This window comes from Xinfangfangia pollutisoli (genome assembly GCF_020179405.1).
In the GTDB taxonomy this organism is placed as follows: Bacteria; Pseudomonadota; Alphaproteobacteria; order Rhodobacterales; family Rhodobacteraceae; genus Pseudogemmobacter; species Pseudogemmobacter pollutisoli.
In genome coordinates, this window is record NZ_JAICBZ010000066.1 from 1 (window position 1) to 22753 (window position 22753).

The window sequence follows — 22753 nt, forward strand, 5'->3', positions numbered from 1 at the left end:
CAGGCTGCCGCCCAGCGCGACCAGGCCGCCGCCCAGCGCGACACGGCCGTGCGCGACCTGGCCGGCATGGCCCGCATCGCGCAGGAACGCGAAGCCACATTACAGCGCCAGATGCGCGAGGCAGTCACCCGCGAACGCCAGCGCATCCAGGCCGAATTCCGCAATTCCCGCTCGTGGCGGATCACCGCGCCGCTGCGCTGGTTCAGTCCGACACGGCGCAAGCCCGGCTAAGCCGAGGCGGGACGGCCGGCCCCTGCCCCCGCCCCGCGCGCCCCGTCGCGCGCGGGCCTTTGCGAAGTGACGAGAGTGTGATGACCAGGCCCATGCGAAGCGCATTGATCACCGGCGGCAGCGGCTTCATCGGCAAGGCGCTGACGCGCCGGCTGCTGGCCGAGGGAATCGAGATCCGCAATCTGGACGTGGTGCCCGATCCGCAGGCGGATCGCAGCATTGCCTATTTCCAGGGAAGTTTCTTCGACCATGCGGTGATGCGCGAGGCGATGGCCGGCGTCGACTGCGTCTTTCATCTGGCCGCCACCGGCTTCGCGCGCGAGGCGAACCTGAACCCGCTGCGCGACGCGCAGGAGAATATCATTGGCACGCTGGGCCTGCTGGACTTTGCCTGCGAGGCGCAGGTGCGGCGCGTCGTGTACTGTTCTTCGGGCGGCATGGTCTATGGCCCCGCCGATCTGGCACTGATCCCGGAAACCGCGCCGACCCATCCGATCACCGCCTATGGCATCTCGAAGCTGGCCTGCGAGAAATACATGCGGCTTTACGATGCCGCCACAGGCCCTGGTCCGGGGCCGGGCGCCGGCGCCCTGTCCACTGTCACCCTGCGGGTGGCCAATCCCTTTGGCGCCGGGCAGAACATCAGCAAGGCCCAGGGCGCGCTGACCACGTTCTGCGCCCATGCGCTGCGCGGCACCCCGCTGGAGATCTGGGGCGATGGCAGCGTCGAGCGCGATTACATCGACGTGCGCGACGTGGCCGAGGCCTTTCTGGCCGCCGGGCTGCGCGACGACATCCGCGGGACCGAGATCAATATCGGCTCGGGCCAGGGCACATCGCTGAACGATCTGATCCGGGTGATTTCGGGCAAGCTGGGCCAGCCGGTTCCGGTGAACTACAAGCCCCCCCGCAGCATCGACGTGAAGCGCAATGTGCTGGACATCGCCAAGGCGCGCGACCTGCTGGGCTGGCGCCCGGTGATCGGGCTGGACCAGGGCATTGCCGATCTTCTGTCCGATCTGCGCCAACGCCTTGCGGCAAAGGGCTGACGGGGCCGCGCTTAGACCTCGTACAGCAGGTACTTGATCTGCCATTTCAGCAGCACAAGCCCGGTCACCATCAGGATCAGCGACACGCAGATCACATAGAGCGGCGAGGTATAGCTGGCGTCGTAAGACGGATAGAACCCCGCGCGCATCGTGCCCACCGCATGCATCAGCGGGTTGTACCACAGCACGCCCTGAACCTGGGCCGGCAGATGGTCATAGGTGAACATCGCCCCCGAGATCAGGAACAGCGGCCGCGAGATCACCGACCAGAACACCTGCCAGATATGGAAGCGCAGGAAAAGATAGGCATTCAGGCACCCCACCCCCAGCGCGAAAGTGCCCGCCAGGAACAGGCTGAGCCCGATATAGCGGAGATCCAGCACCGCGCGGGTGTCGAACATCGTCAGAATCCCGGTGATGATGATGCTGAAGACCAGAAACTCGGTCAGGATGTTCACCGCAAAGCGCGCGATGATCGCATCGACGAAGGTGACCGCCGGATACAGCAGCAGCGGCCGTGAAAAGGTGATCGCCCCGCCCACGCGGTTGCAGACCGTGGTGAAGAACACGAAGGGCAGCATGCCGGTGGCATAGAACAGCTCGAACGACACGCCGATCGGCGGGCTGTGGAACAGAAACGAGAAGGCGAAGGTCAGAAGCGCGATGCCGGCGATCGGCTCCAGCAGCACCCAGACATAGCCGCCCGGCGACCGGCCATAGGTCGTCGCCATCTCGCGCAGCATCAGCGCGCCGATGCAGCGCAGGCTGGCAAACTGCCGCGGACGCCTGCGCGCGGCGGGCCTGCCGGAAGGCGGCACCGACGGCGGTCCCGACGGTTCGGCTGTCATGGTCATGCTGTGTTCGGTCCTGGTCCGGCCCGGCGGCCCTGGCCGCTGCGATCGGCCCGAACTATAAGTCTTCTGCCGGTGCCGGCAAGCGCAAGCGCCACAGTATCGGCAATCTTCGGCGCGCCCGGTGGCAAGACGCTGGTCGTGGGCCCGGAATGGCTGTAGAAGCCGAAGAAGACCCAGGCTTTGCCGAAGGATGAAGTGAGCGTATCTGTGCCCCCCTCTCAGACGCCCGAACCCAAGGCTGAGCGGGACGCGGCTGCAAAGCCGGTTCTGACCGCCGTTCCTCCGGCCGCCCCGGCCGCCGTTGCGCCCGTCCGCGTCGCGGCCGCGCCCGACAAACGCCCCGAAAAGCCGCCGACCGCGCCCTTCAGCGCCCTGCGTCCGGTTGCACCCGCCTTGCCCACAGCGCCCAAGATCGTTCCGCCGGCGAAAGAGCCGGCGCCCGGCGCCGCCGCGCCGGTGCGCGATTGGGCGCCGGCCTCGCCCAGCCGCCTCAAGCGGCGGCACAAGGGGCTGATCGCATCCTTCGCGGGCCTGGTCGTCGCGCCGCTGGTGGTCTCGACCTGGTATCTCTACGCGGTGGCGCAGGACCAATATGCCTCGACGCTGGGCTTCTCGGTGCAGCGCGAAAGCGTTGATTCCGCCTTTTCGCTGATCACCGGCCTGGCCAGTTTCTCGGGCTCGTCCTCGCCCGATACCGACATCATCTATCGCTACATCTACAGCCAAAGCCTGGTGGCCGAGATCGACCGCGAAATCGACCTGCGCCAGGTCTGGAACAAGCCGCAGCGCGACATCGTCTTCCGGCTGGGCGAGGATCAACCGATCGAGGATCTGCTGGATTACTGGCAGCGCATGGTGCGGGTGCATTACGACAATGCGACCCGGCTGATCGAGGTGCGGGTGCGCGCCTTCGATCCCGAGGATGCCAAGAAGATCGCCCAGCTGATCTTCGACAAGTCGACGGTGATGATCAACCAGCTGAACGAGGCCGCGCTGCAGGATGCGGTGCGCTTCAGCGCCGAAGAGCTGGAAACCACCCGGGTGCAGCTGATCGCCGCGCGCCAGGCGATGACCGCCTTCCGCAACAAGTACCAGCTTGTCGATCCCGCCGCCGATGCCGCCGCGCAGATGACGCTGGTCAGCGCGCTGGAACAAAGCGCCGCCCAGACCCGGATCGACCTGCAGCTGCTGCTGGAAAGCACCTCGGAAACCGACCCGCGCGTGGCGCCGCTGAAGCGGCGGATCGAGGTGATCGAGGGCCAGATCCGCGCCGAACGCGCCAAGCTGGGCGGTGGCCCGACGGCGGGCGATGGCACGGTCATGGCCGATATCGTCTCCGAATATGAAAAGCTGCGCGTCGATCAGGAATTCGCCGAGGCGACCTATCAATCCGCCCGCGGCGCGCATGAAGTTGCGATCAGCGAGGCGCGGCGCCAGACCCGCTTCCTTGCGGCGCATATCCTGCCCACCTCGGCCGAAAGCTCGCGCGATCCGAACCGCCCGATCATCCTGATCACGCTGGGCTTTCTGGCGACGATGCTTTGGTCGATCGGGGCGCTGCTGTACTATTCGCTGCGGGACCGGCGCTAGCCGAAGGGTCGGGGCGCCCCGGAATGATACGGCTGATTGATCTGACCAAGACCTATCGCATGTCGGGCGTGGTGAAAACCGTGATCCGAAACGCGACCCTGACCTTTCCGTCGCGCACCTCGGTCGGGCTTCTGGGGCGCAACGGCGCCGGCAAGTCGACGCTTTTGAAGATGATCGCGGGCACCCAGGATCCGACCTCGGGCCAGATCGAGATCAGCGGCTCGATCTCATGGCCGGTGGGCTTTGCCGGCAGTTTTCACCCCGACCTGACCGGCGCGCAGAATTGCCGCTATGTCGCGCGCATCTATGGGGTGGATTGCGAGGAACTGGTCGCCTTCACCCAGGAATTCGCCCAGCTGGGCCAGCATTTCAACCTGCCCTTCCGCACCTATTCCTCGGGCATGCGCTCGCGTCTGGCCTTCGGCCTGTCGATGGGCATTCCCTTCGACACCTATCTTGTCGACGAAGTCACCGCCGTGGGCGACGCGGCCTTCCGCAACCGCTCGAACGAGGTGTTTCGCAAGCGGATGGACAATGCCGGTGCCATTGTCGTCAACCATTCCATGGGCGCGATCCGCGAACTTTGCTCGGCCGTGGCGGTGCTGGATGCGGGCGTCCTGACCTATTTCGAGGATGTCGAGGAAGGGATCCGCTGGTACGAGAAGCGGATTCTGAGCTAGGCCCCCGCACCGCGCGCGCCGCCTGTGCCGCGGCATGGGGCGCGGCAGCTGGCGTTCAGATCACCACGAAATCGGCGGCGCTCAGCGCGGTGCCGGGGGCGACCGTGGCAAACAGCACCGCAGCGCCGCTGCCCGAGCCGTCGGCATCGTAGAAGATCTGCCCGCTGGTCGGGTTGTACAGGATGCGTTGGGCGGCGCTGGTGGCCGTGCTGCCGATGCCGAAGGCGCGGCTGGACAGGGCGCCCGCCGTCATTGCCGAGAAGACCGCGTCATCCAGGCGGATCGTGTCATCGGCCGCCACGAAATCGGCGATACGGTCCACATTGCTTGCCCCAAGCACCCGGTCGAAATCGAAGCAATCCTTGCCCGCGCCGCCGACCAGCACGTCATTGCCCTCATTGCCGATCAGAATGTCATTGCCGCTGCCGCCATAAATCGTATCCGCGCCCAGCCGGCCATACAGCCGGTCGTCGCCCGCGCCGCCCCAGATCGCATTGGCCCCGCCGTCGCCCAGAAGCGTGTCGGCGAAATTCGAGCCGTTCAAATCTTCGATCCCGACATATCTGTCGCCAACCGCATACCCGCTGTTGCTGCCAGGCGCTTGCAGATCGGCCCGGACCCCAGAGGTTGCGTCGGTATATTGCGCCCGGTCATGCGCGCCCGCGCCGCCATCCAGCCAATCCGCCCCGGCGCCGCCGGTCAGCGTGTCATCGCCCTCGCCGCCATAAAGCGTATCGGCGCCGTCGCGGCTAAAGAGCAAATCGTTGCCCGCGCCGCCCCACAGCATATTGGCCAGGATGTCGCCCGCCAGCGTGTCGCCATAGGCACTGCCGCTGAGATCTTCGATGCCGACATAGGTATCGCCCGCGGCGATCCCGGTATTGGTGCCCGAGGTCTGCAGGTCGGCCCGCAGGCCAGCACCGGCATCGTTATAGACCGCGCGGTCACGCGTGCCCGCCCCACCATCCAACCGGTCCGCCCCGACGCCCCCGCCCAGAATATCATTGCCGTCGCCGCCATAAAGCGTGTCGGCACCGTCGCGGCCATAAAGCGCATCACTGCCTGCCCCGCCCCAGATGATATTGGCGCCCGCATTGCCCAGAAGCGTATCGGCAAAACCCGACCCGCACAGATCCTCGATCCCGACATAGCGGTCGCCGGCGGCAAAGCCGGTGTTCGCGCCGGGCGATTGCAGGTCGGCCCGCAGCCCGGCCGTGGCATCGCCATATTCCGCCCGGTCATGCGCACCGGTGCTGCCATCCAGCAGGTCGGCCCCGGCGCCGCCGATCAGCCGATCATTGCCCGCGCCGCCCGACAGCGTGTCATCGCCATTGCGGCCGATCAGCACGTCATCGCCATCGACGCCCCAGATCATGTTCGCCCCGGCATTGCCCAGAAGCGTATCGGCAAAAGCCGAACCGCACAGATCCTCGATGCCCACATAGCTGTCGCCCGCGGCAAAGCCGGTGTTCGTGTTCGCCGATTGCAGGTCGGCCCGCAGCCCCACCGTCGCATCGCTGTATTGCGCCCGGTCGCGGCTGCCTGCACCGCCATCCAGCCGGTCGGCTCCAGCCCCTCCGGTCAGCGTGTCATTGCCCTCGCCCCCATAAAGCGAGTCGTTCCCATCGCGGCTGTAGAGATTGTCATTGCCCGCCTCGCCCCAAAGCCGGTTCGCACCCGCATCGCCCGCCAGCGTGTCGGAATAGGCAGAACCGCTCAGATCCTCGATGCTGACGAAGCTGTCGCCCGCCGCAAAGCCGGTGTTGCTGGACGGCGTTTGCAGATCGGCCCGCAGGCCCGACGTGGCATCGCAATAGGTCACGCAATCGCGCCCCTCGCCGCCATCGAAGCTTTCGATGACCGACCGCCCCGACAGGGTATCGTCCCCGCACAGGCCGCTGTAGCTGCAGGCGCGCGAACCGCTGCCGGCCAGAAAATCGTCCTGATCGCTGCCGATCACCGAGGTCGCGTTGGCCACGACGGTCGAGCCATGCCACATGCTGAACGGATCCGCGGCCAGGATCTGCGCCGCGCTCAGCGGCAGGCCGTTGGCGCTGCGGATGTCCAGGATCTCGTCGCCATAGCTCAGCCGGGCGCCCCAGCTCATGGGCGTGATGGTGACGGCGGATGTGTCCAGCAGCATGCCCCAGAGCGACAGGTCAAGCCGGTCGATGCCCGGTTGGAAATCGACGATGACATCCGACCGGCCATCGGCGCCGAGAACGAAAAGATCGGCGCCGGCGCCGCCCGACAGCTGGTCCTGCCCGTCACCATCCGACAGGATGTCATCCCCCGCATTGCCGCGCAGCAGGTCATTGCCGGCGCCGCCTTCGATCAGATCGGCCAGCGCCCCCCCGGTCAGCGTGTCGGCCCCGGCCCCGCCCAGGATCGGCGTCGCGAATTGCGCCAGGTCCAGCGACAGGCGGGTGATCCCGGTGCCTTCGCCGGCCACGAATGCCTCAAGCGCATTGCCCGCAACGTTCAGGACGATCGCATTGATGTCGTCCAGCGCCATGCCCGGCAGCTGCAACTGCTGCGCGACCGAAACCAGATGGCCGTCCGACAGCATCGTGAACAGTTCCACCCCGCCATCGGCACCGCCGGTCAGAATGAAGGCGCGGCCCCCGGTCACCGTGGCCGCCACGCAATGCAGCCCCTGCATGCGCGTGTCCAGCGTGTCGATCAGCTGGTCGGCCACCGTCATCGCGCCCGAGGCATCGACCCGGATCACGCTCAGCGACGAAGACCCGCCCGAGGCGACCAGCAGATAGGTCTGGCCCTGCAGCGTGATCGCTTGCAGCCCGCTCGGATCGGCAATGCCCAGGCCCTGCGCCGCGCCCAGGCTGCCGGCGACCGACAGCGTGCCGTTCGACGCGACGCGCAGCAGGCTGATCTGGTCCGAACCCAGCGAGGCCACCGCCAGAAACCGCCCGGCCCCGGCGCGCAGCTCGGTCATCTCGGCAATGTTCACGCCTTGCAGATCGCTGCCCAGCGACAGGTCCTGCAGCTGCGTCAGCGTGCCATCCGCCGCCATCCGATAGGCGCAGACCGACCCGTCATTGCTGCGCGCGGCATACAGGTACTGGGTCCCGTTCACCACGACCACGCTTTGCGCCGAAATCACCCCGACCGGGCCGCCCGCCGGCTGGAACGACCGGCCCAGCGTGCCGGCGCCCTCGATCCGGTAGCTCAACAGCGTCGCCCGGTTCGAACCGCTGACCACCAGATAGGGCAGGCCGTTCGCCTCGATCAGATCCAGCGTCGGTTCGGCCGGCAGCTGGGTCGAGATGTTGAAGCTCAGCGTGTCGGCCAGAACCATGCCCGCGTCGATGTCAAAGGCCAGAACCCCGCCGCCCGCCCGGCTTGCCGCGTACAGCATCCGGTTGCCGCCCTGTTCGGTGATCAGCATGTCGGCGATCCCGGACATCAGATTGACCGGCGCATTGGTGAAAGTCTCGACAACGGTGAACATCGGCATCTTCGGTCTCCCCAGCCTGGCGTGGCGCCTTGCTGTTGCCTTCATGACGGCAGGAAAGAGCGCGGTGATGGACAGGGCCGGGCCAAGCCGGGGCCTTGTGGACGCATTCACATCAATCTTGACCGATTGCGCCGGGCCGCGGTTTGGGCCATCAGAACGGGGTGGGGTAAGGCAGCCGGACGGGGCAAGTGGCAGAGGTCGTGACCATCGTGATGGCGACGCGCAATGGTGCGGCGCATCTGCCCGAGCAGCTGGAAAGCCTGGCCGCGCAAAGCCATCGGGCCTGGCGGCTGTTCGTGTCGGATGATGGGTCGACCGACGAAACCCTTGCGATCCTTGAAGAATTCTCGCGCCGTTTCCCGGTGCAACTGGTGCGCGGGCCGCAGCAGGGGGCGGCCGCCAACTTCCTTTCGGCGCTGTGCCATCCCGATCTGCCGCCCGGCCCCGTGGCGCTGGCCGATCAGGACGATGTCTGGCTGGAAGGCAAGCTGGCGCGCGGCCTGCGCCGCATCGCGGCCACGCCCGGGGCGGGTCCGCTGCTTTATGCGGCCGAAAGCATGCTGGTCGATGCCGATCTGAAGCTGCTGCGGGCCTCGTCGGCAAATGCGGCAAAACCTGGCTTCGCTGCCGCATTGTGCCAGAACCTGTTCGGCGGCCATACGACGATTCTGAACCCCGAAGCGCTGGCGCTGGTGCGCCGCGCCGGGGTGCCCGAAGGCATCGCCTATCACGACTGGTGGCTTTATCAGCTGGTCGCCGGGGCGGGGGGGCGGCTGGTGCTGGACCCAAGGCCGATGGCGCGCTACCGCCAGCATCAGGCCAATGCGCTGGGCGGATCGGGCGGCGGGCGCGGCGCCGGGCGGCGGCTGGCCCAGGTGCTGGACGGAACCTGGAAGCAGCAGATGCTGGCCCAGGCCCGGGCGCTGCAGCGGGTGGCCGACCTTTTGACGCCCGAGGCCCGCCACCAGCTGGCCGCCTTCCTGGCCGCCCCCGCCGCCGGCCCCGCCCGCGCCCTGGCGCTGCACCGGATCGGGCTTCGCCGCTCCAGCCGGGCCGGAACGGCGCTGATGCTGGCCGCGGCCTGCCTGGGGCGGATCTAGCGCCAGATCTGGCGCCCGATCTGGCCCCCGCTCAGCCCTCGGCCCGGCGGAACCCGGGCAAAGTGCCGACGCCCAGCTCATAGAGAATGATCAGATCGCTGGCCGTGGTGGTCGAATTCGTCGCCACCACCCCGGCGCCGAAGGCATTGCCGCTGGTCACCGGCAGGGTGGTCGCGATCGACACGTCCAGCACCGGCGTCAGATCCAGATTCTCATAGACCCGGAACCGCGCCGCGCTGGCCGCCGCATCGACTTCGATATCGAAGGTGTAAAGCGCGTTCACGGAAAGCGTATAGGTCGTGCCATGGGTCGTGCGCACCGAAGCCGCGGCGGTCTTGGCGCGGATCTGATCGGCGGCGATCTCGAAATAGGCGCCATTGTCGCTGTCCGCACTGGTGGTCGCATTGTGAAAGCCCAGCCGCACCGTATTGCCCGAGGTCGCCCGCCACAGGCATTTGCCGCGAAACTTGCGGCTGGCGGCGCCGAAATAGTCGCTGGCGGTGTTGCTGAAGTAGCGAAAGCCGCTGTTCGCCGTCGTGGACGAGCGCAGGAAGGTGCCGAACGGGTTCAGCCCCGACAGCGCCGCGGCGGGGATCGCGTTGCTGTTCGTCCCGCTTGAGATGGCAGCGCCCTGAAACACCCCCGCCCCCGCCGCCGCAGACCCGAAGCGCGAGCAGGCCCAGAAATCCGCCGGTCCCAGCGCGCCGCCCGCGCCCAGGCTGACCGTGGCGCCCTGCAGCCGCGCGCACAATTCGCCGCTGGTCGTGTTCAGCCACAGCATGCCATTCGTGGGGCTGACCGGGTCGCTGGCCTGGCCGCCCAGATGCAGCGGGCGCGGCAGCGTCACCTCGCCCGAGGCCGCCGCGGCGCTGAACGCCGTCGCCCAGGCCGCGCCATCGGCGCTGACCTTGACCGAGAAATCGTCGCTGCCCGCCGTGCCCATCTCGGCCCGGCCGGAAAAGCCGGTCTGGAACAGCAGGCTGGCCGTATTGCCCGCCGCCGCCTTGTTGATCTTCAGCTGATGCCCCGCCCCGGCATGGTTCAGCAGCACCGCCGGCGCCGACACGGCCAGCCGGTTGCTGGCATCCGGCGTGGCCGAGACCCCCAGCTGCGCCACCCGCATCGCGCTTTCCGAGGGCGCAACCCAGGCCAGCCCGTCGAAGACCACGCTTTGCGCCTCGGCCAGCACATGGGCGCGCCAGCCCGGCAGGGGCGCGGTGAACTGCCAGCCGGTCGCGGTCATCAGCGCGATCGCGCCATCCTGCCCCGCCCACTCGACCAGCCCGCCCGGCGCCACGATATGCCGGTCGCCCGGCACGGCCAGGGCCGGCGGCGTGGTCTGGTCGCGGTTGATCACCGCCAGCTGCACCGCCACATCCAGCATCGCCAGGGCTTCGTTATGGGTGACGTGTTTCTGAGCCTGGGAAGCCAGGATCAGGGGAAGCCCCAGGATCGTCGTGTCATCGGGCATGTGAACCTCCGCGGGATGGCCGTGAAACGCCAGGTGGCGCCGCCGGGCGCCTTGACGGGCGACCCTAGGAAAACAGCCCTTCCGCAAGGTAACCGGGCCGCGCGCCGCGCGGGCCTAGGGCGCAACGCCCAGATCGGCCGGCGGTGCCTGGCGGCGCCGCCGCGCCTCGGCGATCATGTTCAGGCTGATCGCCGCGATGATGATCCCGCCGCCGGCGATCACCCAGGGGTCCAGCGGCTCGTTGAAGACCAGACTGCCCAGGGCCGCGGCCCAGACGATCTGCAGAAAGACGATGGGCTGGGTCACCGCCAGCCGCGTGGCGGCAAAGGCCCGCGCCATCGCGTAATGCGCCACCGTCGCCAACGCCCCCACCACGCCCAGCCAGAAAAGCTGCGCCAGGCTGACCGGAACCCAGCTCCACAGTGCCAGCGGCAACAGGCCCAGCGTCACGGTAAAGGACAGGACGGCCACGATCAGTCCCGCCGGTGCATAAAGGCTCAGCCGTTTGGCAAGGGTGTAGCTGGCCGCGAAAGCCAGTGTGGCGGCAATCTGCGCCAGATGGCCGGGCGTGATCTCGCGAAAGCCCGGCCGCAGCACCACCAGCGCACCCAGAAGCGCCAGCGCCACCACGCTCAGACGCTGGGCCGTCAGCCGCTCGCCCAGCCACAGGCCGGCAATGACCAGCACGATGATCGGGTTCAGGAAGCCGATCGCCGACATCTCGGCCACCGGCACCCGCGCCATGGCGTAGAACCAGAAGATCACCGCCGTCACATGCAGCGCCCCGCGCCAGCCGAACAGCCACCAGACCCGCGGCGGATAGTCCGACCGCAGCAGCCGCGGCAGCACCGGCAGGAAGAAGACCAGCCCGAAGGCAAAGCGGATGAAGGCCGATTGCGCCGCCGGCAGGTCGGTGCCCAGCGACTTGACCACCCCGTTCACGCCCACGAAGGCCAGGCCGGACAACAGCATCCAGGCCGCTCCCTCGATCGGACGTCCCAGATCGCTGTTGCGGGCCTGTGCGCTGCTGATGCTCGTCATGCGGGCGACCATGAGCCCGCGGTTCAGGAAAAGGCAAGCCCTGCGGCAAGGGCCCACATCGTCAGCCCGACCCCGATCTCCAGCCGCACCCAGGCTTGCGGGCGGGCGAAAACCGGCGCCAGCGCCCGCGCGCCAAAGCCCAGCGCGCTGAAGAAACTGGCCGAGCCCAGCGCCGCCGCGATCCCGAAGGCCAGGCCATGCGGGGCATATTGCGCCGAGATCGCGCCCAGAAGCCCGACCGTATCCAGCCAGACATGCGGATTGGCCCAGGTCAGCACCAGACAGGTGGCCAGAACCCGGCCCAGCGGCGCGGGCCTGGCCGAGGCCGGCATCAGCGCCTCGCCCCCGCGCCGCGCCGCGGCAAGGCGCAGCGCGCCATAGACCAGCAGAAAGGCCACGCCGGCCCAGCGCATCGCCTCGCCCAGCCAGGGCGCCAGGCGCGACAGCGTGCCGAACCCCGCCACGCCCACTGCGATCAGCACCGCATCCGAGCCGGCACAGATCGCCACCACCCAGCCGATATGTTCCCGCCGCAGCCCCTGGCGCAGCACAAAGGCATTCTGCGCCCCGATCGCCAGGATCAGGCTCAGCGCGGTCAGATATCCCGCAAGAGCGGCCTCGATCATCGCGGGGCACTTTCGCGGGCGGGCAGTCGGGTCAGGCCTGTCACGATATCCTCCGGGTGTCGCGCCTGCCCTAGACCTGCCGCCGCATCAGTGCAATTTAATCATTCTGCATCGGATTAAGTCTGGCTAATCCGGCCCCAAGGCCACCCAAGCGAAAGCCCCGCCCATGCTTGCCCCCGCCCAGCTTGCCGCCCTTGCCGCCATCCACCGCCAGGGCTCATTCGAAGCCGCCGCGGCGGAACTGCATGTCACGCCCTCGGCCATCTCGCAGCGGCTGAAGGCGCTGGAGGATCTGGCCGGCGCCCTGCTGATCCGCCGCGGCCCGCCCTGCCGCGCCACCGAGGCCGGGTTGCGGCTGATCCGCCATCATGACGAGGTGGCGCTCTTGGAACGCGATCTGGCGCGCGACCTGCCGGGCCTGGCCGCCGGCCCGGCGCGGCTGCGCATCGCGGTCAATGCCGACAGTCTGGCGACCTGGGTCATGCCCGCTTTGGCGCAGGTCGAGGGGTTTCTGTTCGATCTGGTGATTGATGACGAGGATGTCAGCCAGGACTGGCTGCGCCGGGGCGAGGTGGCGGCGGCGATCACCAACCAGCCCGGGCCGCTGGCCGGTTGCGACACGCTGGCGCTGGGGGCGCTGCGCTATCGCGCGACGGCCAGCCCCGGCTTCGCCGCCCGCTGGTTCGCCCAAGGTGTCACGGCGGAAACCCTGATCCACGCCCCGGCCCTGACCTTTTCCGAAAAGGACCGGCTGCAGCACCGCTGGGCCGCGCAGGCGGTGGACCCTGCCCTGCTGCGCGCGGCCCTGCCCTGCCACCGCATCGCCTCGTCACAGGGCTTTGTCGAGGCCTGCCGGCTGGGCCTGGGCTGGGCCTTGAACCCCGACTGCCTGGTGGCGGGCGCGCTGCAACGCGGCGATCTGGTCGAGATCGCGGGCGATCAGCCCCTGGACGTGCCGCTGTTCTGGCAATTCACCCGGCTGGCCGCGCCCGCGCTGCGCGGCTTGACGGCAGCCCTGCGCGACGCGGCCGCACGCACCCTGATCTGATCGGCGCGCCGATCCGATTTTTCGACGAAAAATCGCGCCCCGCGCCGGTTACCAGCGGATGCGCCGGGGGAAGACGAATTCGTCATTCGCCGCCGGCCCCTGCCCGCCGGCCAGGGCAAAGGTCGCCGCCCGCAGCCGCGCCACGATCCCCTCCTTCGCCGCGCCGTCCATCTCCAGCGGCTCGCCCACCGCGATGCGCACCGCACGGCCCATCCGCCGCGTCGTCTCGCGGAAGATCAGCGCCACGCGCAGCGGATAGGAATAATGGCTGACCACCTGGAACAGCCGCGAATTCTGGCCATGGATGAAGACCGGCAGCACCCGCACCCCCGGCCGCCCCGCCAGGCGCGAGATGAACGGATGCCAGGCCGCATCGGCGGCCCGTTTCGCAAAGGGCCTGCGCGCCGTGGCCACGCCGCCGGCGGGAAAGATCACCAGAACATGGCCGCGATCCAGCCAATCGACCGCCAGCCGCCGCGTCTCGGCACTGGTGCGCCGCGCCTCGGGGCCCGGGCCGAAATCCACCGGCAGCAGCGCATCCTTCGCCTCGGGCGGCTGGCACAGCAGCGAATGCACCATCAGCTTCACATCCGGCCGCACCGTCGCGATCAGATGGCCGATGGTCAGCCCGTCGACGATGCCGAACGGATGGTTCGCCACCACCAGAAGCGGCCCCTCTTTCGGGACCCGCGCATAGGACCCTTCGGTGAATTCGGGCCAAAGCCCCAATTCGCGCATCGCCGCGGTGAAGATCTGTTCGGGCACGACCTGCGGCCGCTGCCGCCAGGCGCGATATAGCCGCTCCAGCTTGTTGCGCCCCGAGGCCGCCTCGATCAGCCGGATCAGCCGGCGGCGAAACCGCGACTGGCCGTCATGCGAATAGGTGAAGACCACATCCGACAAGGCGGGCGGCGGCGGCGCAGCGGCGACAGGCGCCGCCGGGGCCGCATCGGCCGCAACCGCCCCCAGGGTCTGGACCCGCGCCATATCGGTCATCTGCCACCTCTTGCGACTCATCTCCGCATTGCGGGCGGAGTGGTTGGCATCCTGCCAGCGCAGGATCACAGGGCGATGACGCGAAGGTATCGGGCCGCGTCGGAGCCGCGACAGGCAAAGGCCCGTCGCAGCCAGGCGGCGGCAGGCTTACAGCTGCGCCGCGATCTCTTCGGGGACGTCGAAATTATGGGTGACGGTCTGCACGTCGTCATCCTCTTCCAGCAGGTCGATCAGCCGCATCAGCTTTTGCGCGGTGTCCAGATCCACCTCGGTGCGGCTTTGCGGCCGCCAGACCAGCTTGGCCTCGGTCGATTCGCCCAGCGTCTTTTCCAGCGCATCGGAAACCGCCGACAGATCCTCGACCTTGCAATAGATCCAGTGGCCGTCCTCGTCGCTTTCGACGTCATCGGCCCCGGCCTCGATCGCGGCCATCATCACATCGTCGGCCGACCCGGCGCTGGCGGGATAGGTGATCTCGCCCAGCCGGTCGAAACCATGGCTGACCGAGCCGGTCTGCCCCAGATTGCCGCCCGCCTTGGCGAAATAGCTGCGCACATTCGAGGCGGTGCGGTTCATGTTGTCGGTCAGCGCCTCGACGATGATCGCAATGCCGCCCGCGCCATAGCCTTCATAGCGGATCTCGCTGTAATCCGCCGCATCGCCCATCTGCGACTTCTTGATCGCGCGGTCGATCACGTCCTTCGGCATGGATTGCGCCTTGGCGGCCTTGATCGCCAGACGCAGCCGCGGGTTCATGTCGGGGTCGGGCATCCCCATCTTCGCGGCGACGGTGATTTCCTTCGACAGTTTCGAAAACGCTGCCGAGCGCGCCTTATCCTGCTTGCCCTTGCGGTGCTGGATGTTCGCCCATTTCGAATGGCCAGCCATGGCCTTACTCCGGTGATTTTTCGGTGGTGGGCCCGTCTACACCGGCAATGCCGCGGCTGGCAACCCCGCCAGGCGCCTTGGCGGACGCGCCCCTAGCGCTCGAGCGGTCCGGGCGAGGTGAAGACCCAGTCGCCCCCGGCCGGATCGGTGATCACCACCTCGGCCATCGGCGCCAGCGCCTTCTCGGCGCCCAGCGCCAGGAACAGGCCCTCGACCAGCTGCCGCGCCAGATTGGGGCTTTGCTCGACCTCGACCGCATAGCCGTAACCCGGCCCGCATCCGTCCAGCCGGCCCGCGGGCGCGGCCTGCCAGTTCACCTCGCACAGCGTCCCGTCGGTCAGCCGCAGATGCAGCGTGGTCGTGTCCAGCCGCAGGCTTTCGGGCTGAACCTGGCGCGCTTCCATCGCGGCGCAGGCGGTGCAAAGCAGAAGCGGGAAAGCCAGGGCAAAGCGCATCACAAGGGTCCGTGCAGGGGCCAGAACAGCGGGATCAGGGCAGAGACGACCAGCATGATCAGAAGGTTCAGCGGCAGGCCGATGCGGACGTAATCGGTAAAGCGGTAGCCGCCGGGACCGTAGACCATCATATTGGTCTGATAGCCCACCGGCGTGGCGAAGGCCAGCGTCGCCGAGAACATCACCGCCACCACGAAGGGGCGCGGATCATAGCCCAGGCTGCGCGCCAGCTCGATCGCGACGGGGGTGTAGATCACCGCGACCGCATTGTTCGACAGGAACTCCGTCAGCACCAGCCCGATGAAATAGACCGCCAGGATCAGCAGGAAGGGCGACAGATCGGCCAGCCAGGGCGACACGGCCGCGACGATCATCCCGACCGCGCCGGATTCGTCCAACCCCTGGCCCACCGCAAGCATGGCAAAGATCATCGCCAGAAGCCGGCCGTCGATGAAGCCGAAGGCCTCGTCGCTGTCGACGCAATGCGTGACCAGGATCACCGCCACCGCCACGAAGGCCAGCGCCTGGATCGGCGCCAGATCGAAGGCCGACAGAAAGACGATGAAGGCCAGCGCCGCAATGGCGATCGGCGCCTTGGCACGGCGGAAGGGCTTGATCGAGGGGCGCGAGACATCGACCAGATCCATGTCCGCCGCCAGTTTCTGGATATCCTCGATCGCCCCTTCCAGAAGCAGCGTGTCGCCGATGCGCACCACCAGATCGTCCAGTTGCCGGCCGATGTTCTGGTTGCGGCGATGCGCGGCCAGGACATAGACGCCATAGCGCCGCCGCAGCCGCAGATCGCCCAGCTTCTGGCCTTCCATCCGGCAGCCCGGGCCGATCAGCACCTCGACCGTCTCGGTCTTCACCGAGGACAGCTTGTCCACCAGATGCACGTCCGTGCGGCGCTGCAGGTCCAGCAGTTCGGTCATCTCGGTGCGCAGCACCACCCGGTCGCCGGCTTCAAGCCGCACCGGATCCAGATCGCGCCGCAGCGAGGCATCGCCGCGCAGCACGTCGATCAGCCGCACCCCGTCGCGCCGGAAGATGTCGATCTCGCGCGGGTGCTGGCCGATCAGCGGGCTGTCCTCGGGAATGGCGACTTCGGTGAAATACTTCATCTTGCGGCGGTCGCTCAGCAGGACCCCCATCGACTGGCGGTCCGGCAGAAGCCGCGTGCTGAAGATCAGCAGATACAGCCCGCCCACCAGCGTCACGGCGATGCCAAGGGGCGCGACTTCGAACAGGCCGAAATGCGCCAGGCCCGCGCCCGCAGCCACCCCGTCAACCAGCAGATTGGTCGAGGTGCCGATCAGCGTGATCATGCCGCCCAGAACGGTCATGTAACTCAGCGGGATCAGGAATTTCGACGGCGACTTGCCCAGGCCGACCGCGATCTGGATCACGACCGGGATCATCACCGCCACCAGCGGAGTGTTGTTCATGAAAGCCGAGGCAACGCCGACGAACAGGAACAGCACCACGATGGTGGCGGTCGGGCGGCCCTCGACATGGCGCTCGGCCGCCCGGATGATCATCTCGACCGCCCCCGTGCGCACCAGCCCCCCCATCACCAGGAACATCAGCGCGATCGTCCAGGGGGCAGGATTGGCCAGCACGGCCCCCGCCTCCTTCACCGGCAGGATGCCCAGCACCATCATTGTCGCCGCCCCCCCGATCGCGGTCACCTCGACCGGCAGGGCTTCAAGCACGAAAAGGGTGAACATGACGGCAAGGATCAGAAGCGCCATCCAGGGCATCGCTTCGGCAGGCAGTGTCAGGCCGAACATTCCAATCCTTGCCTTGTGTCGCTCACGGTTTTCCGGCCGCTTGGCCGCACCAATGCCACACCGCAGAGCATGATCACAAGCGCAAGCCCCACCAGCGGAGAAATTCTTTCCCCCAGCAGCAGCATCGCCCAAAGAACGCCCGACCCGGTGACGATATAGCTTGTCTGCGCCGCGAAAACCGCACCGGCCCGGGCCGCCAGCCAGACATAGCTGGCATAAAGCAGCCCGTGCAGCGCCGAAGACAGCACCAGCGCCGCCTCGGCCCGCCCGGCCGGAAAGGGCAGGTAGAACTGTCCCAACGCCAGCGCCATCGGCAGGCACAGCACCAGCCCCGCGACCGAGGCGCCGAACATCGCCTGCACCGCATCCATGCCGGCCGTGCCGAACCGGGCGACATAGGTGCCCTCCAGCGCATAGAACAGCGGCCCCACCAGCGCCAGCGGCAGGAAGGCCGCCATCGCCGGATCGGGCAGGCTGGGCCCCGAAAGGCTTGTTCCGGGCAGGGCGATCAGCGCCACCCCCGCCAGCCCCAGCGCCAACCCGCCCAGCCGCCGGACCGAGAATCGCTCGGTCCGCAACAACAGCGCGATCGGAAAGGCCAGCATCGGCACGGTGGAAATCAGGATCGACATGATCCCCGAAGGCAGGCGGCTGACCGAGATATAGAAGGTCGCATTCGGCACCAGCGTGCCCAGCACCGCCACGATCAGATAAAAGCGCAGCGTCGCCCAGGTCAGCGGCAGACCCTTGCCGCGCGCCAGCGTGAGGCCGCCCAGCACCAGCACGCAGACCACCAGCTGCCAGAAGATCAGCCCAAAGGGCCCCGCCCCGCCCGATGTCGCGATCTTGCCCAAAGGCTGCGTGGCGCCCCAGCCCACGCCCACCGCAAGCAGCACCGCCGGCAGGGCCCAGGCCCGCGCGCCTGTCACGGCGCGGCGTCCTGCAGCCGCCCGCCCTGGCGCACCATCGCCACGCGCAGCGCCCGCCCCGTCCGGTCATCGGTCTCGACGAACACGCCCGACAGCGTGGCCTCGCCCGCCGCCGGCTCGAACCGCGCCTTCGACATGCCGGTGACAAAGCGGCGCATCGGCTCCAGCTTCTCCATCCCGATGACCGAGTTGTAATCGCCGCACATCCCGGCATCGCTCAGATAGGCAGTGCCGCCCGGCAGGATCTGCGCGTCGCCGGTGGGCACATGGGTATGCGTGCCCACGACCAGGCTTGCCTGCCCGTCGCACCAATGGCCCATGCCCATCTTCTCGCTGGTGGCTTCGGCATGGATGTCGACCACCACCGCCTGCACCGCGCCACCCAAAGGATGCGCCTTCAACACCGGCTCGATCGCCGAGAACGGATCGTCGAAGGGCTGTTTCATGAACACCCGGCCCAGAACCTGCGCCACCAGAACCTTGCGCCCGCCCGGCGCGTCATAGACCCGCGCCCCGCGCCCCGGCGCCAGTTTCGAGTAATTGATCGGCCGCAGGATCCGCGGCTCCTGCTCCAGCAGCGGCACGATGTCCTTCTGGTCGAAGGCATGGTCGCCCAGCGTCACCACATCGGCGCCCGCCGCCAGAATGCCGCGGGCATGATCGGCCGACAGCCCCATGCCGCCCGTGGCATTCTCGCCATTGACCACGACGAAATCCAGCCGCCACGCCTCGCGCAGCTTCGGCAGCCGCTCGGCGATCGCCGCCCGGCCCGTCCGTCCCATCACATCGCCCAGAAACAACAGCCGCATCGCATCCCCAAAGGGCCCCGCGTCCGGCACCCCTGCCTTCATCTGTCTCTAAATATCCTGCGGGGGGTCCGGGGGGTGCAAAACCCCCCGGGCTCTGCCACAGGCCCTTCCGCCTTAGGCCCGCAGGGCCCGCGCCGCAAGCCCGCGGCCGACACCGCCGCCCGGGAAACCGTCGCAGCCGGTTGACGCGCCGCCGCCCGCGCCTACCTTCTGCACATGACCGCCCTGCCCGCCCCCCTCGCCGACTGGCTCGCCACTCAGGGCTGGGCGCTGCACCCCCATCAGCAGGCGATGCTCGACCGCGCCGCCCTTCCGGCGACGCTCCTGATCGCGCCCACCGGCACCGGCAAGACGCTTGCAGGCTTCCTGCCCACATTGGCCGAACTGGGCACCACCCCGCCGCCCGGCCTGCACACGTTGTATATCTCGCCCCTGAAGGCGCTGGCCGCCGATATCCGCCGCAACCTGACCCGCCCGATCGAGGGCGCGGGCCTGCAGATCCGGGTCGAGGACCGCACCGGCGACACGCCCGCAACCCAGCGCAAACGCCAGCGCGCCGACCCGCCGCATATCCTGCTGACCACGCCCGAAAGCCTGGCGCTGCTGCTCAGCTATCCCGATGCGCCGCGGGTCTTCGCCGGCCTGCAGCGGGTGATCCTGGACGAATTCCACGCGCTGGCCGAATCGAAGCGCGGCGACCAGCTGCTGCTGCTGCTGTCGCGCCTGCAAAGCCTTTCCCCCGGCCTGCGCCGCGTGGCGCTGTCGGCCACGGTCGAAGACCCGCCCGCGCTGGCCCGGCTTCTTTCCCCCGAGACCGGCCTTCTTCTGGCCGATCCCGGCCCCGGGCCCGATATCGCGATGCTGGAAACCGACACGCCCCCGCCCTGGGCCGGCGGCGGCGGGCGCTACGCCATTCCGGCGATCCTCGATCAGGTCCGCGCCCATCGCACCACGCTGATCTTCCACAACACCCGCGCCCAGGCCGAGCTGTTCTTCCGCGACCTGTGGCTGGCGAATACCGAAAACCTGCCCATCGCCATCCATCACGGCTCGCTCGCGCGCGAACAGCGCCAGAAGGTCGAGGCGGCGATGACCGCGGGAAGCTTGCGCGCCGTCGTCTGCACCGGCACGCTGGATCTGGGCCTTGACTGGGGCGATGTCGATCTGGTGATCCAGGTCGGCGCGCCCAAGAACGTCAAGCGTCTGGTGCAAAGGATCGGCCGCGCCAATCACCGCTACAACGCGCCCTCGAAGGCGCTGATCCTGCCCGCGAACCGCTTTGAAGTGGTGGAATGCCAGGCCGCGCTGCAAGCCGTGCGCGACCACGACCTGGACGGCGACCCCCGCCCGCCGGGCCCGCGCGACGTCCTGTGCCAGCATATCCTGATCGCCGCCTGCGCCGCCCCCTTCGCCGCCGACGACCTTTATGCCGAGGTCACCCGCGCCGGCCCCTATCACGCGCTGACCCGCGCGGATTTCGACGCCACGCTCGATTTCGTGGCGACCGGCGGCTATGCGCTGCGCGCCTATGACCGCTGGCAGCGGCTGAAACAGACCGAAGGCCTCTGGCACCTGCGCGACCCGCGCGCCGCCGCGCTGATCCGCCAGAACCTGGGCACCATCGTCGACACCGAAACCCTGAAGGTCCGCCTGCGCGGCCGCGGCGGCACCCCCTTGGGTGAGGTCGAGGAATATTTCGCCTCGACCCTCACGCCCGGCGACACGTTCCTGATCGGCGGCGAGGTGGTGCGCTACGAAGGCCTGGACGAATTGACCGTCGAGGTCAGCCGCGCGCCCGGCCGCGACCCGAAGATCGCCGTCTTCAACGGCTCGAAATTCTCGACCTCGACGCAATTGTCCGAACGGATCCTGCGGCTGTTCCACACCCCCGGCTGGCCCGGCCTGCCCGCCGCCACGGCCGACTGGCTGGCGCTGCAGGCCCGGGTCTCGCGCCTGCCCGAACCCGGGCGGCTTCTGCTGGAAAGCTTTCCCTATGAAGGCCGCGAACACCTGTGCATCTACGGCTTCGCCGGCCGCAACGGCCAGCAGACGCTGGGCCTGCTGGTCACCAAGGAAATGGAGGCGCAGGGCCTGGCCCCCCTGGGCTTCGTCGCCACCGATTACGCCACGCTGATCTGGGGACTGGAAGCGGTCACCGACCCCGTGCCGCTTTTCGCCCCCGAAGCCCTGCGCCGCGGGCTGGAAACCTGGCTGCAGGACAGCGCGCTGATGAAACGCAGCTTCCGCAATGTCGCGATCATCGCCGGGCTGATCGAGCGCAGCCATCAGGGCGCCCGCAAGACCGGCCGGCAGGCCACCTTCTCGTCCGACATCCTCTATGACACGCTGCGCCGCTACGATCCCGGGCATCTGCTCTTGCAGATCACCCGTGACGAGGCGATGCGCGGGTTGATCGACTTTTCCCGGATCGAGCAACTCTTGGCCCGCACCGATGGCCGCATCGACCTTGTCCGCCTTCCCCGCGTCTCGCCGCTCGCCGCGCCGCTGTTTCTCGAACCCGGCAAAGTGCCGATCCAGGGCGCCGGGCGCGAAAGGCTGGCCGAAAGCGCTGCCCGCGCCTTGATGGAGGCCGCAGGTCTGGCCTGACGCCCCGGGGCTCTGCCCCGGACCCCGGGATATTTGTACAGAGAGGAAGGCAGCCAGGAAGAAGCAGATACAGCTTTCATCTGTCGGTAAATATCCCCGCGCGGCGCGCAGACCCGAGCCGGTTGGCCGCAGGCCAGAGGCGAGACAAAAGACTGCGGCGAAGCCGTCCTTTGCGCAGCCCCCCTTGCCGATCGGTGGCGGTCCGGGGCAAATCGCGCCATGGCTCATCCCCTGACCCTTGGCCCCGAGACGCTGCAGGCCCTGCCCTCGGGCGGGCTCTACTGGCCCGCGCAGCGGCTTCTGGCCGTCTCCGATCTGCATCTCGGCCGCTCGGGCCGCCTCGCCCGGCGCGGCGGCGCATTGCTGCCGCCCTATGAGGGCCAGGCCACGCTGGCAAAACTGGATGCCGATATCGAGGCGCTGGCGCCGGCGACCGTCCTCTGTCTCGGCGACACGTTCGACGACCTCGCCGCCGCCGAAGAGCTGCCCGAAGCCGAGGCGCTGTGGCTTGCCCGGCTGATGGCGGGCCGGGACTGGATCTGGATCGAGGGCAATCACGACCCCGGCCCGCTGGCGCTGGGCGGCAGCCATCGGGCCGAGGCGCGGATCGGCGCGCTGACCTTCCGCCATATCGCGCAGCCCGGCGCCCGGCATGAGATTTCCGGCCATTACCACCCCAAAGCCCGGCTGGCCGGCACGCGGAAACCCTGTTTCCTGACCGATCGCGACCGGATCGTGATGCCGGCCTATGGCGCCTACACCGGCGGCATGTCCTGCACCGATCCCGCGCTGGCCGGGCTGATGCGGCCCGAGGCGCTGGCCGTGCTGACCGGGCCGCGGCTGCTGGCGATCCCGGCGCGGCAGGGCGGCTGAGCCAGGCTCAGGCGCCGCCCTTCTGGGCGGCTTAGGCCGTCAGCCCCTCCGGCTCGGGCAAGCCATGCGCCCGGCAGCAGGCGGTCAGGGTGTTGGCCAGCAGGCAGGCGATGGTCATCGGGCCCACCCCGCCCGGCACAGGCGTGATCGCGCCGGCCACTTCGGCCGCGCTGGCGTAATGCACGTCGCCGACGAGCTTCGCCTTGCCGTCGCGCTCGATGCGGTTGATGCCCACGTC

19 protein-coding genes and 1 pseudogene are annotated in these 22753 nt (G+C 68.4%); 8 read left to right on the forward strand and 12 right to left on the reverse strand.

Annotation, left to right across the window (positions count from 1 at the left end; translation table 11 throughout):
* Together K1Y73_RS16350 and K1Y73_RS16355 are read left to right on the forward strand one after the other, a co-directional pair.
* The coding region (locus tag K1Y73_RS16350) for a hypothetical protein (protein WP_263626665.1) at positions 1-231 on the forward strand (231 nt) is incomplete at its 5' end.
* 92 nt (positions 232-323) lie between these two features.
* Positions 324-1280 (forward strand): NAD-dependent epimerase/dehydratase family protein, encoded by a 957-nt coding sequence (locus K1Y73_RS16355; RefSeq protein WP_225029379.1) that lies wholly within the window; start codon positions 324-326, stop codon positions 1278-1280.
* An 11-nt stretch (positions 1281-1291) separates the two neighbouring features.
* Here K1Y73_RS16355 and K1Y73_RS16360 read toward each other — a convergent pair whose 3' ends face one another.
* Positions 1292-2134: an ABC transporter permease gene (locus tag K1Y73_RS16360; RefSeq protein ID WP_225029380.1), complete on the reverse strand. Its 843-nt coding sequence runs from the start codon at positions 2132-2134 to the stop codon at positions 1292-1294.
* 207 nt (positions 2135-2341) lie between these two features.
* On the opposite strand from K1Y73_RS16360, the gene K1Y73_RS16365 reads away from it, so the two are divergent.
* Both K1Y73_RS16365 and K1Y73_RS16370 read left to right on the forward strand, forming a co-directional pair.
* Positions 2342-3724, forward strand: coding sequence for a hypothetical protein (locus K1Y73_RS16365; RefSeq protein WP_225029381.1), 1383 nt, complete (start codon positions 2342-2344; stop codon positions 3722-3724).
* A 23-nt stretch (positions 3725-3747) separates the two neighbouring features.
* Entirely contained in the window at positions 3748-4404 is a 657-nt protein-coding gene (locus K1Y73_RS16370) for an ABC transporter ATP-binding protein (protein WP_225029382.1), read from the forward strand.
* 55 nt (positions 4405-4459) lie between these two features.
* On the opposite strand, the gene K1Y73_RS16375 is transcribed toward K1Y73_RS16370, so the two are convergent.
* Positions 4460-7882 carry a hypothetical protein gene (locus K1Y73_RS16375; protein WP_225029383.1) on the reverse strand — a complete coding sequence of 1141 codons (3423 nt, stop codon included), beginning with the start codon at positions 7880-7882 and terminating at the stop codon, positions 4460-4462.
* A 188-nt stretch (positions 7883-8070) separates the two neighbouring features.
* Between K1Y73_RS16375 and K1Y73_RS16380 the strand changes: the two genes are divergently transcribed.
* Positions 8071-8982: a glycosyltransferase gene (locus K1Y73_RS16380; RefSeq protein WP_225029384.1), complete on the forward strand. Its 912-nt coding sequence runs from the start codon at positions 8071-8073 to the stop codon at positions 8980-8982.
* A 31-nt stretch (positions 8983-9013) separates the two neighbouring features.
* On the opposite strand, the gene K1Y73_RS16385 is transcribed toward K1Y73_RS16380, so the two are convergent.
* The 3 genes from K1Y73_RS16385 to K1Y73_RS16395 form a co-directional block, all read right to left on the reverse strand.
* On the reverse strand, positions 9014-10453 hold the full coding sequence (locus tag K1Y73_RS16385; protein ID WP_225029385.1) for a DUF2793 domain-containing protein: 1440 nt from the start codon (positions 10451-10453) through the stop codon (positions 9014-9016).
* A gap of 114 nt (positions 10454-10567) precedes the next feature.
* Positions 10568-11494, reverse strand: a complete 927-nt coding sequence (locus K1Y73_RS16390; protein ID WP_225029386.1) for a DMT family transporter — start codon at positions 11492-11494, stop codon at positions 10568-10570.
* A gap of 23 nt (positions 11495-11517) precedes the next feature.
* On the reverse strand, positions 11518-12120 hold the full coding sequence (locus tag K1Y73_RS16395; protein WP_225029387.1) for a LysE/ArgO family amino acid transporter: 603 nt from the start codon (positions 12118-12120) through the stop codon (positions 11518-11520).
* A 166-nt stretch (positions 12121-12286) separates the two neighbouring features.
* Between K1Y73_RS16395 and K1Y73_RS16400 the strand changes: the two genes are divergently transcribed.
* Positions 12287-13168: a LysR family transcriptional regulator ArgP gene (locus K1Y73_RS16400; protein ID WP_225029388.1), complete on the forward strand. Its 882-nt coding sequence runs from the start codon at positions 12287-12289 to the stop codon at positions 13166-13168.
* Positions 13169-13216: 48 nt separating this feature from the next.
* Here K1Y73_RS16400 and K1Y73_RS16405 read toward each other — a convergent pair whose 3' ends face one another.
* The 6 genes from K1Y73_RS16405 to K1Y73_RS16430 form a co-directional block, all read right to left on the reverse strand.
* Positions 13217-14164, reverse strand: a complete 948-nt coding sequence (locus K1Y73_RS16405; protein ID WP_225029389.1) for a lysophospholipid acyltransferase family protein — start codon at positions 14162-14164, stop codon at positions 13217-13219.
* 147 nt (positions 14165-14311) lie between these two features.
* On the reverse strand, positions 14312-15052 hold the full coding sequence (locus K1Y73_RS16410; protein WP_225029390.1) for a YebC/PmpR family DNA-binding transcriptional regulator: 741 nt from the start codon (positions 15050-15052) through the stop codon (positions 14312-14314).
* 92 nt (positions 15053-15144) lie between these two features.
* A complete protein-coding gene (locus K1Y73_RS16415) occupies positions 15145-15507 on the reverse strand; it encodes a hypothetical protein (protein WP_225029391.1) in 363 nt (120 codons plus the stop codon).
* Positions 15507-17297 (reverse strand): SLC13 family permease, encoded by a 1791-nt coding sequence (locus K1Y73_RS16420; protein ID WP_225029392.1) that lies wholly within the window; start codon positions 17295-17297, stop codon positions 15507-15509. The genes K1Y73_RS16415 and K1Y73_RS16420 overlap by 1 nt, the downstream gene beginning before the upstream one ends.
* Positions 17285-18226 (reverse strand): DMT family transporter, encoded by a 942-nt coding sequence (locus K1Y73_RS16425; RefSeq protein ID WP_225029393.1) that lies wholly within the window; start codon positions 18224-18226, stop codon positions 17285-17287. Before K1Y73_RS16425 ends, K1Y73_RS16420 begins: the two co-directional genes overlap by 13 nt.
* Complete coding sequence (locus K1Y73_RS16430) at positions 18223-19035, reverse strand: TIGR00282 family metallophosphoesterase (protein ID WP_225029394.1); 813 nt, start codon at positions 19033-19035, stop codon at positions 18223-18225. The genes K1Y73_RS16425 and K1Y73_RS16430 overlap by 4 nt, the downstream gene beginning before the upstream one ends.
* A 216-nt stretch (positions 19036-19251) precedes the next feature.
* Between K1Y73_RS16430 and K1Y73_RS16435 the strand changes: the two genes are divergently transcribed.
* Together K1Y73_RS16435 and pdeM are read left to right on the forward strand one after the other, a co-directional pair.
* Positions 19252-21642: a ligase-associated DNA damage response DEXH box helicase gene (locus tag K1Y73_RS16435; protein ID WP_225029395.1), complete on the forward strand. Its 2391-nt coding sequence runs from the start codon at positions 19252-19254 to the stop codon at positions 21640-21642.
* A 219-nt stretch (positions 21643-21861) separates the two neighbouring features.
* The gene (gene pdeM / locus K1Y73_RS16440) at positions 21862-22515 is read left to right on the forward strand and encodes a ligase-associated DNA damage response endonuclease PdeM (protein ID WP_225029396.1); all 654 of its coding nucleotides are present in this window, start codon (positions 21862-21864) and stop codon (positions 22513-22515) included.
* Positions 22516-22546: 31 nt separating this feature from the next.
* Here the strand turns inward: pdeM and K1Y73_RS16445 are convergent.
* A pseudogene (locus K1Y73_RS16445) lies at positions 22547-22753 on the reverse strand (bifunctional methylenetetrahydrofolate dehydrogenase/methenyltetrahydrofolate cyclohydrolase); the annotation flags it as partial.